This is a genomic window from Prosthecobacter sp. (assembly GCF_044236155.1).
In the GTDB taxonomy this organism is placed as follows: domain Bacteria; phylum Verrucomicrobiota; class Verrucomicrobiia; order Verrucomicrobiales; family Verrucomicrobiaceae; genus Prosthecobacter.
Genome location: NZ_JBIIHA010000011.1, coordinates 107,127 through 124,877, shown reverse-complemented (window position 1 = coordinate 124,877; position 17,751 = coordinate 107,127). Strand labels below are relative to the sequence as shown.

The following is a 17,751-nucleotide window of genomic DNA, read 5'->3' as shown; positions in this document are numbered from 1 at the left end:
ATACCCATGAAAACAAATACCACACACACCCGAAAGTCGCGGCGCAAGCCGTCCTTCCTCAACCGGCTGCCCCACGCGGCGCTCACGGCGATCCTGTCGCTTCACCTGACATTGCCCTCCTGGGCGGTCGAACCAACCACCGGAGGCGTGCTTGACGGCAATTTCTCCCTCGATGGCGGAGGAAGTATCATTAATGGCAACAGCGCCAATGGCTACTTCCTGAAAAGCGGCAGCATGACGCTGAGCAATCTCACGCTGCAAAACTTCGCAGTCAAAGGCGGGGACGGCAGTGGTGGCGGCGGCGGGTTTGGCGGCGCGCTATTCATCAATTCGGGCACGACGGTCACACTGGACAACGTGAACTTCCTTTCCAACAACGCGCGAGGGGGTGATGGAGGAGTCGGGAACTACGGCGGTTCTCTAAACGGGTTGTTCACCTCCGGTGGAGCGGCACCCGCAGGCCTTAACGGACGCACATCCAGCCACAACATGCTCGCTGATGTCAACGGAGCGAGCGGCACCAAGGGTAGCAACGGCGGCAGTAGTTCCACCGTGTTTGGCGGCAGTGGTGGTAACGGCAGCAACGGCACCAGCGGGGGTAGCAGCAATCCATTGTTGCTCGCGACGGCGGTAGCGGCGGGCATGGATCTTGCCGCAGGTCTTGCCGAGGCTTCGGCGGATGGATCCAATCCGGTGACTGCTAATGTGGCGGCCGGTAAATCCTTTGATGTTGCAATCAAGGTGATTGCTCTGGGCACTGCTCTCGCGGATGTCATCAGCTTCGATGTGGCGCTTGCCGACGGCCAGATTGGCGTGGGTGGCAGCGGTGGCAACGGTGGCGATGGTGGGAACAGCGGCTTTGGCTTCGGCGGTGCGCCTGGCGGTAACGGTGGCAATGGCGGCGATGGTGGGCAGCCAGCAACCCCCTCCCTTCTTGCGTTCATTGGTGGTGCCCCCGGTGGTGATGCCGGTTCCGGCGGGATGGGCGGTATGGGTGGCTTTGGTGCCGGTGGCGGCAAAGGAGGAGATGGTGGAACAGGCGGCAGTGGTGCAAGCTGGGGCATTCCTTTTGCACCTGCTCCCGTTACGAGTGTGGAAGGTTCCGTCTCCACGACCCCGGGGTATTATGACCAGGAACAACGTTTGCCGGGTTTCAATGATGCTAATCAACCCGTGCAGCGTCTCGACCCACTTGCGCCAAATTACGATCCGACCCCTTCCTATTACACAACCCGGATGGTGAACACGACCTATCATCCGCCGGTAACGACGGTGGTCGAGCCCGTCGCCGGATTCGATGGCTGGGGTGGGGCTCTCTCGGGCAAGCGTCCTGATGGACTTGATGGAAGCGGCGGAGCGGGGGGGAATGGCGGCTTTGGCGGCGGTGCTGGAGAGACAGGGACTGGTGCTTATAGCACCTTGGCGGGTGGTGGCAGTGGCGGCAACGGCTATGGCGGTGCCATCTTTGTGCGGTCCGGCGCCACTCTGCGCATCACTGGAAACGCTCTTTTTGACGGCAACGGCGTTCGCGGCGGCGACGGGCAAGCGGCGGATGCCACGCACATCGCGGGTGCCAGCGGCATCGGCGTGGGTTCCAATATCTTCATGATGAAGGGCTCCACCGTGATTCTTGATCCGGGTGAAGGTAACACCATCACGTTCAATAGCGACGCTTATGGCACCGGTATTTCGGATGACAGCGCGGCTTCGATCATCCCTTCTGGTGGCTTTGCACCAGTAAAATCGGGATCCGGAGCGGACCTGCGCATCGCCAGCGGCCTGGTGGTATTCAACGGTGGCAATCTCTATTCCGGCCAGACCATTATCGCCGGCGGCACGCTTCAGGCGCAGGACGGGGATGGCATCTACTGGGACAGCAACATCAATTTTGCCGGGACGGCGGCTTCGAACGCCGTTTTGATGGGCAACGGGGACTTCACCCGCTATGTCGGTCCGCAGAGCAACCGAGTGCAGTGGACCGGCAGCGGCGGTTTCGCAGCCGTCGATGGCGAACTCAATGTGAAACTCAGCAATGGACAGACGATGATCTGGGGTAATCCCAGTGGTAGCTTCGTCAATGCTGGGGATGCTCTCATATTCGGCTCCACCTATGCCACGGACAAGGTCAACTTTGAGAACAACATCAACCTCAACGGCGGCAACCGCACCATCCTGGTGACGGCCAACGAGGCCGACCCGGACAACAATGTGGACGAAAACGTGGACTGGGCCGTGTTCAACGGCGTCATCTCCAATGGCTCGCTGACCATCAACGACGCGGGGCATGACGGCAAAGTGGTGCTAGCTGGCGAAAACACCTACACTGGCAGCACCACCATCAACAACGGCACGGTCGAAATCACCGGCAGTGTGAAGAGCAGCGCCGTCAGCATCGCCGCGGACGCTACTCTGGAGAGCAAGAACGGCGGCCTGGACGCCACCACGGCGGTCACAAACAACGGCACGCTGGATCTCGGCTCGGTGAACGACACCATTGCCTCCCTGACGAACACCGGCACCGTCAACGGCACGGGCACGCTCACCGCGACGACCTACAACCTCAACGACGGCTCCATCCTCAACGCGAACCTCGGCACCGGCACCATCATCACGACGGGCACCGTGGACCTCAGCGGCACCACCGGCGCATCCAGCATCACCATCGGCAGTGGCAGCGTGCTGAACCTGAAGGCTTCCGAACTGATCCTCAACACCGCCGCAGTTACTGTGAACGGCACGCTGAACCTCGACTACACCAATGGAGTCGAGACCTTCAAGACACTGCTCGGTTCCGGCACCGTGAAGACCAATGGCAACCAGTTCATCATCAGCGACGGCGGCAGTTTCACCGGCATCCTGGATGCCCCGAACTCCAGTCTGACCACCGGCACGGTGGGCGGCAGCGGCCCCCTCAACCTAGGCGGGGGCACCACCACCACGCAGAGCACCACGATCGAAAACGGACTCATCATCGGCAGCGGCGCCACGCTCAACAGCACCACCATCACTATTGCGAACGGCAGCACGCTGGACCTCAGCGGTGGTGGCACCATCAACTTCACCACGCTGAACAGCGCACCTGGCACCACCGGGATCATCAACATCGGCAGCAATGACTTCATCATTCCCGTCGGTTCCACCATCTCCGGCAACATCACCTTCGTCGGCACCGGCAGAGTCATCAACAATGGCACCATTTCACCCGGTTTCTCGCCTGGTCTTACGGCGATTGCAGGTGGCACTGTTCTAGGTGCTGGCGCCACCACCAAGCTGGAACTGGCCGGCTTTGGCGCTGCGGGTGCCATCAATGGCTTTGATCAGTTGCAACTCGGCGGCACTCTCACTGCAAACGGCACCCTCAACGTGGCGCACTTTGGCGGGTTCACCGCCGCCCAAGGCAACTCGTTCCAGGTTCTCTCCACCGGGGCTGGCGCAGCTCTGGCCCCAGGTGTGGTCACTGGCGCTTTCACCACGGTCACCTTTGACAATGACGGCTTTATTGTCGTTGGTCCCCCCCCATCAGGCGGCCCCAACCCGTCCACGACCCCCACGGCGGCCTTCGTGCTCGACCTGGACACCGGCCTGCTGACGACCACGGGCCTCAACAACCCCACGGACACTTATGCGCAGTTGGGTTCCAACGCCAACCAGAGCGCTGCGGCGGCCTCGATCTTCAATGCCGCCACCGCTGGTGTCGGCCCGAGCCAGATCAGGACTTCGACGACGGCAGGCTTCCTGGCCCAGCAGATCACCGACGCCATCGGTGGTTCTGCCGCCGACCTCGCCAAGTACGTCCCTGACTACTACGGCTCGATCGCCGACTACGCCTTCATGGGCAACCAGGTGCTCGTCCAGGCCATCCAGGACCGGGTTTCACCGATGAACTACATGCCCGCTCAGCCCGGCGAGGACAGCCTCACCGACGTGCCGGAGCACATGTCCGTGTTCGTCGGCTACACCCACTCCAGCATGAGCACGGCGGACAACGCGGACACCAACCGCAACGATTACTACGCCGGCGTCAATCTCCTCGCCTCCGAGGACTACACCGTCGGCATCGCCGGCAGCATGAGCGAGGGCAGCATCAGCGCCCCGCTCGGCAGCGCGGAGTCCGAAGGCTTCGGAGCCATGCTCTTCGGCCGCGTCACGGTGGCGGAGAGCTTCACCTTCTTCGGCAGCTTCGGCTACAACCAGCAGGACTTCGACCTCCGGCGCCAGACGGTGAACGGCAGCGTCACCGGCTCCACGGACGTCAGCAGCTACGTCGGCTTCCTTGGCGTGCAGTACAAAGGCTGGCGCGTCGGCAATGTCTCCATCGCTCCGCGTGTGTCGCTGACCTACTCGGACACCCAGGTCGGCGGGTTCAGCGAATCCGGGGCCATCGACGCGCTGAACGTCGGGGGGTACAGCGACCGCCGCTTCCTCGCGGAGGCGGGTCTCTCGGCGCTATGGAGCACGGAGCTGGCGGGCCGCCCGCTGAGCGTGGAACTCGCCGTCTCCGCCCAGCAGGCCCTGGTGAATGACAAGGGCAGCGCCACGGTGAACCTCGTCAACGTGCCGACGGCCAGCTACCCGGTGAACTTCGCCAGCAATGGCGACACCCAGGCCGTCGCCCGGTTGAACGCCAGCTACGCCCTCGCCAAGGCGGTCACCGCCTACGCCGGTTACGAAGGCCACTACGGCAGCCAAACGGCCCACTTCCTCAAAGCGGGCATTCGCATCAACTTCTAAGCGGTCTCGAACTCTCCCTGGTGTCACGGTCCGGCGCCCCGCCAGGCACCGGCCCGGGCATCAGGGAGCCCTTCGGATCACTTGGACATCACCTGGCAGGCGCGGTCTTTTCATGGGGGCCGCGCCTGCTTCCGTACTTGGATGAACGTGCTGCCAGCCTTTGGCCTCATGTTGCAGCGAGCGCCTGAACCATGACCCTGAACGCTGCTATTCGAGTTCCAGGCCGCAGTGAGGGCAGTTCGCCTGCACATGGAAAGACTTCATCGGGACATTCTGCCCGCAATGACCGCAGGGCCGTCCTTGCCGCCGGGTCATCCAGACCATCTCCCTGGCGAGATAGGCCAGTGCCAGGAATAGGGCGATTCCGAGCCCGGCAAACCACACGGGAGACAGTTCGCGGTCGTGCAAAAACACCCCTGCGAGGATCAGCGCCGGCCAGACGAGAGCATGCTTCCATGGGGGAGACTGTGTCCACATCATGAGCGAGGGGGGATTGGTGATGCCTGACGTTAAAGCTCAGCGACGGAGTGGCTTGGCGCGGAGCGTGCTGCTCGGAGCACGATCCGTGACAAGCCATTGCGTTCGCTGTAGCGCCTGGTTAGGCTCATTTTATTTGGTTGATGGTCGTTAGATATCCTAGTGGGTCTTAGTAAATATAGGGCTAGTGAATATATGCTTCAAGTGCAGCAGCAACTATAATCAAAGGCGCCACCCACAGGAACGCATGAGCGCAATTCTTAATCTCAATCATAAACTGCCCCCAACACTGCCTTGGAGCGTTTAATTTAAACATGATCCTCCACCCTCCATCCTGTGCGATTACTGATGAATAAATAATCACAGGAAGCTCAATTAAACCATGGGGAAGAAGGCCCTTAAAGAGTGCCTGCTCTAATCCAAAAATCCAGCAACCAATACCTATATAAAACCCCAAGATCCCAACATGTATATATGGAATAAAAAAAAGAAGAAGTCCTAAAAATAAGAATAATAATGTGGATTTTCCGTTATGAACATAATAGCTATAAAACAATTTATGGCGAGCTTTTAAATCCAGATTTCTTACGGGAATCTCAGTCCCTTGGTAGTCTCTAAGATGGCTAATTCTTATCGGAAGGAATCTTGCAAATCTCCATTGGGGATCTGTGATTGTGGATGCCGTGTTTGCACCAAGAAATATCGAGCCTGTAAAAATTAGTATAATCACAACTAGGCCCGTTAGAGATGGTTTCGGCGGCGGTGAGCGTAGTTTAGCGATAAACCGACTGATGTATCTAAAATGGAAATTCATGGTTTATGCCTAACGTTGTTTAGTCACAATAAACTGTGGGCGAATCAGATTCGCCCACAGTTTATTGTGGACGAACCGGTCCGAGGCTAGCCAGCCGCCCGCTCTTTGGCAAGCAATGGCTTCCCCATCGCATGCGGCATGCGAGCCCTTCCTCCACGCGGATTCTCCGGGCGGCAAAGCCGCAGGCAAGCCATCACCCCACATGAAGCTCCGGACAAGCCGGAGGACTCCGCGACTGAGGCTTGGGAGACTCCCAACACGCGGGACGGCTCCGCAATCGGGGTTCAGGAGACTGCCAACCCGACGGAAGACTCCGCAATCGAGGTGGCGGACACTCCCAACACGCCGGAGGACTCCGTAATCGAAAGGAGGGAGAGCTCCAACAAGCAGGACGACTCCGCAATCGGCCTGCCAGAGCCTCCTGACAAGCGGGACGGCTCCGCGATCGGGCCTCGGGAGCCTCCTGACACGCCGGAAGACTCCGCAATCGAGCCCCGGCACCCGCCTTTCTCCCTGCCAATCAGTGTCTTGGCAACCTTACGTCATCTGGCTTTGTGGGAAATTCATCGGTGGAGTGATGGAGTGACGGAGTGCTGGGAAAGCAAAACTCCCACATTCCATCACTCCATCACTCCAGTCGCGCAGGAATCCCAATCGTGGTGACGCTGAGTAGCGCTCAGGCCACCAGGACCGTCACTTCTCCAGCAGCTTCCTCACCGTCTCGGCGATCTTCTTCGCGCCATCGGGCTCGTAGCCGGTTTTGACGAAGGCCACCTTGCCATCGGGGCCGATGATGACGGTGTGCGGGATGCCTTCGACGCCGAAGGACTGGCCGACGCGTTGATTGGCGTCGAGCGCGACCTCCATCTTCCAGCCGCGGGTTTCGAGGAAGGTTTTCACCTGCTCCTTGGCCTCCGCCTGGTTCACGCCGATGAAGCGCACCTTTTTCGGGTCGAAGGCGGACATCTGGTCGATCATGTCGGGCAATGATTTCACGCAGGGGCCGCACCAGGTGGCCCAGAAGTCGAGGACGACGACCTTCCCCTTCTCCTGGGCGAGATCGAAGTCACCACCGGCCAGCAGGGGAAGCTTGAAGGTCTTCGCGGGCTGGTTGAGCAGCGGGGAGCTTTCGCCGCCGGCCTCCGGCAGCACGGGCTCGGGGGCGAATTTGAGCTTCCAGTCACGCAGGGCCAGCATGGCGGCGTTTTCCGGCGGCGCGGTGCTGCGGATGAGATGCACCTCGTTCAAAGGCACGTGGCAGGCGCCGAGCATCTCGTTCTGACCCGTCACCGCGTCCTCGGCGAAGCGCTCCACCTTCAATCCAAGCCGGCCGCCGTTGTTGAGCAGCAGCCAGTGGGTCATGACCGGCGCCTGCCCTTCTTTGGCACGCGCTTCAAAGGCGGCGCTCACATCGTCCGCCGGTTTGATGAGCCAGACGGCGGCCTTCACGCGGTCACGCGGCACCTGGATGGTCTCCAGGCCGGAGCGCACGGAAAAATGCGCCGCCGTGGCGGCCTCGATGACTCCGCGCAGCACATCGCCGTTCGCGGCGAGCAGCGCGTGCTTCGGCGGGTCCTCCTTGCGGAAGCGCGGCACGGTGAGCGCGTGCTCCTTCGCCTTCGCCTCGACATTCGGCACCGCCACGCGTCCGGGGGCGATGCGGGCGCTGAAGCTGTTGATCTTCGCGTCGCGCTCGCCGTTTCCCCACAGGCTGAAGGGCTCGATGATCATGCCGCTGCCGGAGCGCATCTTCGGATCGAGGGTGATCTTCCGCGCGGAGACGCCGTTGAGGTAAACCTCGACGCTGGTGTCGCCGATGGCGATGCGCACGGGCATGGGACCGCTGCTGCGCAGGCGGAACTGGCGGTCCATCTGGTCGCCGCTGGCCTCGAGGCCGAAGCACACCTCGCTGCCCATGTGGCCGAAGAGCAGGTTCGTGCTGGGCGCGGCGGGGTTCACGCCGTCGCAGAAAAGGCGCACGCGCAGCGCGGTAAAGCCGTCGCTGAGCAGGTTGAAGCTGATTTCGTTCGCCTGCATGAAGGACGGGTGCCCCCAGGAGCCGCCGGGCAGGAAATCGAGCGCCGCCTTGCCGTTGCGCTTCACCGTCGTCTCGCCGCCGCGCACGCGTTTCCAGCCGGAGTCCTCGAAACCGTCGAGATTGAGCGATTCGCCGCCGAACTGGATGGCGTGGATTTTTTCCGCGGGCAGTTGCTTCACGGGAACCACCGCGGAGTCGAGGTCCACCTGGCGGGAGTCGATGGCGCGCAGCTTTCCGGGCAGGATGTCGCCGCTGCTGAGATAAAACAGCGCCTCGCTGCGCAGTCCCGCCGGATTCGCGGAGGGAGCGCGCACGATCCCCATCTCGCCCGCCTTGGCCAGCGCCACGGGCTGGAGTCCGCCGACGGGCTTCCAGCGCGGCTGGGCCTCCCCGCCTGCCGCGAGCGTGCCGTGCAGCACTTTTTTGTCGATGGTCAGGACATCCAGCGCGGCGAGGTCGGCCTCCGTCATCTCCTTGCCGGGCTGTTTGAACTCCAGGTGGTGCATGCGGGTGATTTTGAAGGCCACCGGCTGCTCCGACCACGCGGTGGTCAGCGTCGCGGTGTCGTTGCGGACGTGCTGGAGCACCCCTTTCAGCCATTCGCCGTCGGTGAACCACAATTCCACGTCGGTGGCCGCGTTTTCAAAGAAGGGGGAAGGCGTGGCCGCCATCTCGACCGCGAGCACCTGCTCCCACGGCAGCGTGGTCTCACCGCCCTTGCCATCGCGCACGCTCAAAGTGGTCGCGCTGGCGCGCACGGCAGCGGCGGCGATGACGCGTCCGTCCATCAACTCGACACGCGGGGAGTCGCTGGTGATTTTTTGCGGCAGCGTGCCGTTCCAGGCGCGGATGCGCAGCCCTTCCAGCGTGAGATCAGGGCCTTTGTTCAACAACGTGAAACCAACGGGTGACGCGGGCTCCGCCGACTGGGAGCTGCGCTGCACCTGGACCACCGCCTCCACGCGTGCCTGCGCCGCGCCCTGCACCACGCCGAGCAGCGCGCCAAAGAGTCCGCCACCGCCGCCGCCTTTTGCCGCGGGCTGTTTCTTTTCCGCCTTCTCGGCTTCGGACGACTTTTTCTCCTCCACCGGCGGCTTGCTGGTTTCCGCCAGCTTCCGTCCGTCCGCGTCATAAATCGCGCACAGGCCGGTCTTGCGGTTCCAGAACACTGTCATGGTCACGCGGCGGTCGTCTTCGGAAAGCGTCTTCACGCTTTGAAACACGCGCCCTTGCAGCACCACGTCGTCCACCCAGGTCTCCACGAGCATGCGCTCGTTGTCCTTGGCCTTGAGCTCCACCTTGAACTCGGGCCGCACGGTAGAGCTGAGCGTGAACTGCATCTCCACCAGCTCAGGCGCCTCGAAGGGCAGGGTGGCGCTGCGATTCCAGCCGACCTGCTTCAAAGCCGCGCCGGGGACGACGCGCCAGAGCTTCACCTTGCTGTCCTGCCCCGTTTGATTGCCCTCGATCCAGCCGCTGGTGCTCGTGGGCGCGGCAAAGAGCATGCCGTCCGCCTTCAGCCGCCGGACATCCACCACCGCGTCGCGCGCGATGCGCAGCGTGCCGGAGCGCGCCGACTTCAACTCCAGCGTTTTCGCGTCCAGGCCGGTGATGCTGCCATAAAGACGGCTGCCGTCGGCCAGCCGAATGCTGAACGGCTCCACGGTGTTCTCCGGCTCCTTGTGCCGGACGACCTGCTTCAGCACGTCCAGCCGCACGCGGATCGGCTCGCTGAACTGAGGCGCGCGCCAAGCCAGCCGGTCTTTTTCAGCGGCCAGAAAATCACCGCCGACAGCCTCGCCGTGCCGCCAGTGGAGCTCGGCGGCAGGAAGCGAAGATGGGACGAGGGCGAGAAATGACGAAACCCAAATGATGAATGAGGAATGAATGACGAAACGCCAATGACGAAGCCTGATGGGGTGGCCTTGGTTATTGGTCATTTGAGGTTTTTTCGTCATTCTGGTTTCTGATTTCGTCATTCCGCGCCCGCGCGGTCACCGCTCATAGATCGGCAAAAAGCGGTAGTTCAGCCCCAGCGCGAGCAGGGACATGCCGGTGGAGTAGGGATCGTTGTTGAAGCTGCCGTCCGCGCCCTGTGTCTCGGCCAGCACGCGGACGGTCGCGCCGTTCCACTTCTGCCAGGAGGTGTAGTCGCCCTGGAAGAGAGCCTGCGCCATGTAGTAGCGGAAGTACTCCTTGTAGTTGCCCTCGTTGTGCTCCAGGCGGTCGGTGATGTGCTTCAGCGTGGCCTTGTATTCCTCGCTGTCCTTGTGCTTCGACACGGCGGACACCAGCGTGGCGATGGCGCTGCGGTTCATCGACTCACCGAAGCCGCCGAAGCCGCCCGCGTAGGCCACGCTGCCGTCGCGGCCGGTGCTGCGGCGCATGTATTCCAGCGCGGCGTTGATCACCTCATCAGACACCTCCATGCCCGCGTTCCGCGCTGCGAGCAGGCCCATCAGCATCGCGCCAGTCACGGACGTGTCCGCGTCGGTCGAGTTCGGCATGTAGCGCCAGCCCCCCCAGCGGTTCGCCTTCTGCGAGGTGCCAGCGCAGCGGATCGCGAGATCGAGCGCCTGTCCGATGGAGCGGATGGGCTTCTCGCCCTCCCACAGCAGCGACTCGTCCACCGCGCCGTAGGCCTCGGACAGCGCGAGCATGGCAAAACCGTGATGATACATGCTGTTCGGCAGGTAGCCGGTGCTCGCATCCTGCACGCGGATGATGGCGCGCACGGCGCGGCGTATGTTCGCCGCGTAACGGCCGAAGTTTGGATCGTCGCCACTGGCTAGAAACGCCATGAGGCAGATGCCATCGACGCCCGCGCCGTCATTCCCGCCCTGCCAGCCGCCCAGATCGCTCTGCTTCGAGGCCAGCCAGCCCAGCCCGCGCTCATACACCGTCTCCACCTCCTGCGGCACCGCGCCGCCGAAACGAAGCGCCGGGTCCTGGGCCTGCGCCGGGGAGCCGAGGATGCAAAGAAGGCAGCAGAGGCGCAGGAGCCGAGCGGAGCGAGACAGACCGCCGAAGGCGGCCCGAAGGGAAGCGCAGCGCATCAATGACGAAATTCGAATGGCGAATGACGAATCAATACCCAAAGCCCAAAGCACCAAGCCGCGCATCGAGACTCCCTCATTCGTCATTTCGGTTTCGTCATTCATTCGTCATTCTGGTTTCGAATTTCGTCATTTCCCGCTCCGCCGCGCTGCCGTCTCACTGATCAATGATCACCCCTCCATTGAAAAAGACCCGGTTGCCGTTCGCGCCCTGTTTCAGGCGGTTCTTGTGATTGTTCTCGATGCCTTCCCAGTACTGCATCGCGTCAGGCAGATCGCGCTCCTTGCAAAGCTTCCACTGCGCTGCGGGAAGAATGGCCTGGATGTCCTTCTCCGGCACACCGGCCACCGGCACCAGCGCGTAGTAGTATTGCAGGAACCACGCGCCGGACATGTAGCGTTCGATGTCCGGCTGGTACTCGGTCAAAACTTTGCGCACCAGCGGTTCGAGCTTCGCGCATTGCTCGCTGGTCAGGCGGCGGCGGCGGTCCAGTTCGGAGACAGACATGGCCGCCATGGCCTTCAGACGATGATCGCGGCGCGCCTGGGCTGTTTTTTCGAGTTTTTCGAGCTGCTCCCCGCTCAGCGCCTGCTTCAGCGCGTCCTTCCACAGGTCCATGTCCTGTGGTCCGCCCTCGTTCCGGCCAAAGCTCACGGGCTCCGGGCCTGCCAGCGCCTGGAGAATGTTCTGCGGAGTGGCGGTCTGCACGTTCTGCCGCACATAGCGCTCCGTGTTCTGCCGCCAGTATTGCAGACTCTGCTCCACCGCCCCCTTCGCGGCCGTGGTCAGTTTCGCCACGGTGGCGTCCGGCAGCGCGAGCACGCGCTGCGCCTCCTCGAGATGCGGCATCATCGTCCCCAGCACCTTTTTGCGCTCCGCCACGAACATCTTGTAAAGATGCGCCGAGATCGCCGCCTCCATGTCGGGAACCGCGGGCAGCGTGCCGGACTGCGTCGAAATCCGGGACGAGCTGCCGTTGGAGGAGGAGATCAGCTCCTTCCAGCGCTTCTGCTGCACCTCGTCGAGCAGCGTGGAGAGCTGCTCCTGCTTCAGCTTGCCCGCGGCCTGGAAAAGCAGCTGCGGGCTGTAGCTCCAGTACTGCCCGCGCCGCTGCTCCATGAGCGGTTTCATCAGCTCCGCCATCAGCGGCTCCAGCTTCGCGCGCTGCGTGTCGTCGAGCATCAGCGTCCGGTCCATCTCCGCCAGGCAGGCGGCGGCTAGGGCGGTCAGCGCGCGCTTCTCCCGCAGCTCGTTCTCCGAGCTCATGCGTGTGCGCTCGGCGTCGGTGAGGATTTTCTTCACGCCATCCTTCCAGACCGGCAGGTTCATCGCCTGCTGCTCGTCATTCATGCCAAAGTAGGTGTTTGCGCGCATGCGCTGGCGCTCCGTGGCCGAATAATTCCGCGCCTGCTGCAGCCACTGCTTCCGCCCCAGTTTCAGCGACTCCTCCACCGCCTCGTCGGACAATTTTTTCAGCCGGTCCTGCCGTTCCTTCTCCAGTCCCAGCTCGCTCACGATGGTGTCGATCTCCGTGATCAGCGCCATCTCCATCTGCTGTCGCATGTAGATTTCCGAGGGCTTGATCATGTCCGCCAGCTCGGACTCCACCTTGCCCCGTTCCTCGGTCGAGGTCTTGGTCCATTGCGCGATCATGTCCGCCGGCAGCACCTTCGCCGCGGCGTCCTGCCAGCGCTTCTCCCACGCCTCGCCCCGCGGCCGGTCGAAGCGCACGTAAAAATAACTGCGCCCGGTGATGTTCTGCCGCGACTCCGGCGTCAGCGTCCGCAGCATCCCGGCGGCACGTTTGCGCTCTGCTTCGGTGATCTGGTCGAGCAGCGTCTCCGCCGCTTTCTTCAGCGCGGTGACGCGCTCCTCCGGCAGCGTCAGCTTCGTCTTCATCTGCTCGATCTTCGCCTGCAGGTCCTCGTTCATCGGTCCGCGGGACTCACGCGTCCAGCGCTCCAGGTAGCGGTGGATCTCGTCGTCCGTCTTCTTGCGTTCCTTCGCGTCCGCCGCCTCCCAGAGTTTGAACCGTTCCTCACCCAGGGTCTGCTTCAAGGCTGCCAGCCATGCCGCGTCCTCCTGCGGCGGCGTCCAGTCCTCCACCGGTTCGTTCAACCCGGCCTGCTCCGGCTTCCACTGGGTCACGTGCCGTTTGGCGGCGGTCTCCGAGGTGCGTGAGAGATAGGTGCGCATCGCCACCACCGCCTGCGGCTTCCAATTCTTCACCGCGGTCTCCACGGCCGCCTTCGCCGGCTCCTGCAGCACTTTTTTCTCGTCATCACTGAGTTTGGCGACACCGGCCACGGCCTTGATGACCTCTTCCATGTGCGCCGCGAGCTGCTTCTGCTTCTCCGTCGCGCAGCGGTCCACAAACTCCGCCAGCGCCTTTTCCACCGCCTCTGACAGCGGCTTTTTCAGTTCCGCACGGGTAAGATACGTCTGCGCCCGTGCTGAAACGGCACCCAGGAGCAGCACTGCGAGCACCAGCCGTGTCATTTCACCGCGCCTCCCGACTCCAGCTTGTTGAAATACGAATCCAGGCCCGCCTTGAACTCCTCCGGCAGCTCGCGGCCCGCCTTGCCCGTCGATTGGCCGACAGGACGCGTGTCCACGTTCGCGTTCACATCCGAGCCATCACCCAGATCCGCCAGTGCTGCCTCCGAGGCCGACGCCGCTGTGCCACCGCCCCCGGGACTGCCACCGCCGCCGCCACCACCGCCTTTGCCCTGGCGCTTGGCCTGCAGCAGCAACTCGATCGCCTCCGTCTCAGCCGCGATCGCCGCGTCCCCCGTGTCCGCCTTGTCGAGAATGCCTGCGGCCTCCATCATCACACCCTGCACGGCGTTGAGCAGCTTCAACTCGCGGCCGAACTTCTCATTGCCCTGCGGTAGCTTCAAAATGTCATCAAACGCACCGCGCACCGCCGCCTGGATGCCATACTGCTTGGATGCGAGGTCCGCCGACTTCTTCGCATGCTCACCGTTCGCCAGCGCGGGCTTTGAGTTTTCCAGCTCTCGCGTTTCATCACGTAGCTTCATCTCATCCCGCGTGGCCTTCATCACCTTCAGCACGATCTCTGGAGGCAGGCTGTCGCTGCTGCATGAGCTGCACGATTTGCACTCGCTCGCTGCCACCATCTCCTCTGCCCAGCGGTCCAGCGTGTCTGCCCAAAATTCCGCGCCCGCCATGCTGCTGCCGCTCAGATTGTAAGCCGCCTGGTCGCCGAGATAAGCGAGCATCTTCACCACCTGCGTCTCCTTCATCTGGCCTATGACGTTCTTGAAGTGCATCTCCGGCTTCCGCGCGTAATACGCCTCCAGATCGCCCTGAATCACGCGCACCACCTCGCTTTGCTTCTTCTCATGCTCCGCGATGACCGCCGCGTCCTTCACCGGTTGTCTTTCCAAGCCGAAGGCACTCAGCGTCTTCGTATTCAAGTCCTTCGCTGCCACGAGTTGATCACGCGACGCCTTCTTCAGCCGCTTCACAAACGTGCTCGCCTCCAGGCTCGCCAGCACGGCCGCCAGCTCGTCGGAAACCTTCGCAAACTCGGCCAGCAGCAGCTTCTGCTCATCAATCGCCTCGTCCATCTTCTGCTGCGCCTGCGTTTCCGCCGGCTTCGACTCCTCCTCGCGGTCCTTCTTCTTCGACGGAGCCGCGGCCATCTGCGTCGTCGGCAGTTTCATCGTGCTCGGTTTCGGCGGCGATGGCGTTGCATTCGGATCAGCCGGCTGCGGCTCCGGCTTGCTCATCGAGCCTTCTTTGTCCGTGATGCTCGGCATGTTCGCCTTCTTCTGCTCCTCCGTCGAAGCCTTGCCGCCTTGCGATCCCTTCGGCAAATCCGGCCCGTTCGCGATCTGCGGGGCGGAAGGTTTGCCCGCCTTGCTTTCACCATCCTGCGGCTTTTGCCCATCGGAAGGCTTGTTGCTTCCGCTGGGCGAATTCTCCGCGTTCTGGCTTTCGCTCTTCGCGCCCGCTTTGGCCCCCGAGCTCTCCTTCAACAACTCTGCCACGCTCGGCATCTTCTTCTTCGCGATCTCCTGCAGCGACTTGAGCATCGTGGCCCACGATTCGAGCCTCGCCGCGTCAAACTCGTCATTCCGCGTCGCCTGCTCCACCAGATTGCGACCGCTTTGGTTCAGCGTGCTCAAGCGTGTCGCGTTCGCATTCTCCGCGCTTGCCTGTTGGGCGATCTTGCGGCGGTTCTCCGGCCGGTCCAGCTCTGCGGCGGTCATCTGGCGCAGCTCCTTGTTCGTCGCGTGAAGCTGCTGTTCGCGCTCATACGTCTCGCGGGCCGCTTCCAGCCACTTGCCGAACTGCTCCGTGAGCCAAAGAGCGTGATCCGTCTTGTTCAGCACATGCAGCACGAACGCCGCCGAGTAGGCGCGCTTCCGGTTCGGCAGATAATCTTCTGCCCAAGCGCGGATTTCGAGCGTCTGAGGCTCCACGCCGTCACGTGATGCGCAGAACGTCGCCTTCGCCGCCAGCGTCTTCTTCTCCGGCTCGCCTGCGGCCGCGATCTTCTCGCCCTTCGTCTTGTCATCATTCACGCTGCGCCATTCCAGGCCCGTGCGGCGGATGCCGAAGTCGTCCTCCACATTCATATCGAACGCGACGACCTCCGAATCCAAAACAACCTGCTCCGGCGTCTCGCGCCGCGCCGCCAGCCTTGGCGCTTCGTCCTCAATTGCGTTGATCCGCAGCACCAGTGGCTCACGCGGCGTCAAACCATCCTGATCCTGCCACATCACGCGTTTTTCCACATCCGCGTCGATCTTGCGCAGCGGCGTCACGATCTTCGCGCCAGAAACCTTCTCCTTCGCGCCGTCCACCTCCGCCGAGGCCAGTTCACGCGATGCCGTGGCCTCCAGCGCCGCCTCCGCGCCCTTCAAAACGCTCACGGCACCACCATGCACCTCCGTCACTGGCTCCGTCTTGTATTGAAGATACTGCGGCAACCGCGTGCGCACCGACAGCGTCGTCAGTTCCGGCCGCGTGCGCGGTAACACGCTCACCGTCTTGCGCACATCGCCCAAAGACAGCTTCAGCTCCGTGTCCGACTTCTGCGGCGGGAAGGCCAGCGGATACGTCCCGTCTTTCAACCCGCTCATCACCACCGGCTGGTCGCTGATGCGCGCCTTCGCCGAGGCAGGCGACCAGCGCGTGTCCTTCTGCAACTGCACCTTCAAATCAAACGGCTCCGCATACGGCACCACGAGCCGCTCCGGCAGCTTTTCAATCTTCGCGAACGTGAACCGCTCCACATCGCGCCACGGCGTCACCCAGCGCGCCAGCGCGTTCCAGGCCGCGTCCGGCAGCAGCGCGAGCGCAGCCACCGCGAGCATCGCCGTCAGTCCCGCCGCCCAGCCCCACTGCACATGCTTGGCCTCCGGCACCGCATGCGTGAAATCCTTGTCCTTCACCGCCTCCGCCGCCTGCGCCATCGCCGCCTGCACCAGCCGCTCGCTGCGCGCCGCGTCCTCATGGCGTGACAGCTCCACGATCCCAAGCAACTGGTCGCCGAGCCGTGGAAATGTCCGCTTCAACAACCGCGCCGCATCCTCCAACTGCCGCTGCCGCCACACCCAGCGATGCCATTTCAGCGGCAATCCCAGCCCCAAAGTCAACGCCCCCGCGATCAGCAGCGACGCCCGCAGCCACACCGGCGTCTCCATCACGCGGTCCAGCGCGAAGACGAGCAGATACGACAGCGCCAGCCCGAACCCCGCTGCCAGCAATCCCTCGATCAATTTCACAGTCCAGACCCGCTGGCGAAAATCAGCCAGCTTCGTTTCCAGAATGGGCGGCAGTTCCGTTTTCATAATTCGTGGATGTTATCGTGATTGAACGGTCATGACGAGCTTTTGATTGGGGATCATTAAACGCTCCCGCGGATCAGGTTTCCCCGCATTTCCGCAGTGCTTCCGTGACGAGCTGAGGTGCAAGCCAGAATCCGGCGTCTGCTTCCAGACGTTGGATCACCGGTTTGATGGCGGGCAGCAGACCGGTCTTTCTCGCCTGCATCAGCACGCCGAGAACGCCGATAGCCGGCAGTCCCAGCAGGTGCGCCGCATGTCTTCCTGCTGTCTCGTCCATCAGCACCGCGTCGGCATGGCTTTCCAAGGCAAGGGCCAGCGCTGCCGTCTCGCCCGTGTGCAGGTTCGGCATGGCTGCAAGTTTTGCAGGGATGGGCGCGGAAGGACGGATGGACGCCCAGCCGGGCATGAGCAGTCCTTGGAATCGTGGCTGGTGCCGGCTCAGGCGCTCAAACTCCACCTTCACCTCTTCGGGAATCCAAACCTGCTGAAACAATAGCGGCAGCAGGTCGGCCTGCCCGACGCAGCAGAGGTTCAGGATTACCGACGTGTCCGCCACAACGATCATGCCGGAAACAACTGGCCGAGCGTGTTGAGATCGTCCTGAAGATCAGCGGCGGAGTATTGGCGCGGAATCTCCCGCTCGTGCAGCGCGGTCTGGAAGCTCACGAGGTCCGTGCCGGCCAAATCCGCGCCTGCAACCGCGCTGATTCTGCCGCGTGCATACAGCGCGCATGCCAGCTCCAAACGCAGATCATCCGCGCTGAAGCGCCGGATGGCGCTGATTTCTGGAAGTTCCAAAGTCATGCACGAAG

9 protein-coding genes are annotated in these 17,751 nt (G+C 62.7%); 1 reads left to right on the top strand and 8 read right to left on the bottom strand.

The features are described 5' to 3' along the window. Window positions 1-6: 6 nt before the first annotated feature. Window positions 7-4,731 carry a hypothetical protein gene (locus ACILSE_RS11800; protein ID WP_395717596.1) on the top strand — a complete coding sequence of 1,575 codons (4,725 nt, stop codon included), beginning with the start codon at window positions 7-9 and terminating at the stop codon, window positions 4,729-4,731. 207 nt (window positions 4,732-4,938) lie between these two features. Here the strand turns inward: ACILSE_RS11800 and ACILSE_RS11795 are convergent, their stop codons facing one another. The 8 genes from ACILSE_RS11795 to ACILSE_RS11760 form a co-directional block, all read right to left on the bottom strand. Further along, window positions 4,939-5,211 carry a hypothetical protein gene (locus ACILSE_RS11795; protein ID WP_395717595.1) on the bottom strand — a complete coding sequence of 91 codons (273 nt, stop codon included), beginning with the start codon at window positions 5,209-5,211 and terminating at the stop codon, window positions 4,939-4,941. Window positions 5,212-5,392: 181 nt separating this feature from the next. Beyond that, complete coding sequence (locus ACILSE_RS11790; protein ID WP_395717594.1) at window positions 5,393-6,022, bottom strand: stage II sporulation protein M; 630 nt, start codon at window positions 6,020-6,022, stop codon at window positions 5,393-5,395. Between the two features lie 693 nt (window positions 6,023-6,715). Beyond that, entirely contained in the window at window positions 6,716-10,018 is a 3,303-nt protein-coding gene (locus ACILSE_RS11785) for a TlpA family protein disulfide reductase (protein ID WP_395717593.1), read from the bottom strand. 36 nt (window positions 10,019-10,054) lie between these two features. After that, window positions 10,055-11,221 (bottom strand): squalene--hopene cyclase, encoded by a 1,167-nt coding sequence (locus tag ACILSE_RS11780; RefSeq protein WP_395717592.1) that lies wholly within the window; start codon window positions 11,219-11,221, stop codon window positions 10,055-10,057. Window positions 11,222-11,273: 52 nt separating this feature from the next. Beyond that, window positions 11,274-13,616 carry a hypothetical protein gene (locus ACILSE_RS11775; RefSeq protein ID WP_395717591.1) on the bottom strand — a complete coding sequence of 781 codons (2,343 nt, stop codon included), beginning with the start codon at window positions 13,614-13,616 and terminating at the stop codon, window positions 11,274-11,276. Continuing rightward, a complete protein-coding gene (locus ACILSE_RS11770) occupies window positions 13,613-16,942 on the bottom strand; it encodes a hypothetical protein (RefSeq protein WP_395717590.1) in 3,330 nt (1,109 codons plus the stop codon). Before ACILSE_RS11770 ends, ACILSE_RS11775 begins: the two co-directional genes overlap by 4 nt. A gap of 73 nt (window positions 16,943-17,015) precedes the next feature. After that, window positions 17,016-17,504 (bottom strand): DUF3368 domain-containing protein, encoded by a 489-nt coding sequence (locus tag ACILSE_RS11765; RefSeq protein ID WP_395717589.1) that lies wholly within the window; start codon window positions 17,502-17,504, stop codon window positions 17,016-17,018. Next, window positions 17,501-17,743, bottom strand: coding sequence for a UPF0175 family protein (locus tag ACILSE_RS11760; RefSeq protein WP_395717588.1), 243 nt, complete (start codon window positions 17,741-17,743; stop codon window positions 17,501-17,503). The genes ACILSE_RS11765 and ACILSE_RS11760 overlap by 4 nt, the downstream gene beginning before the upstream one ends. Between the last annotated feature and the right edge of the window lie 8 nt (window positions 17,744-17,751).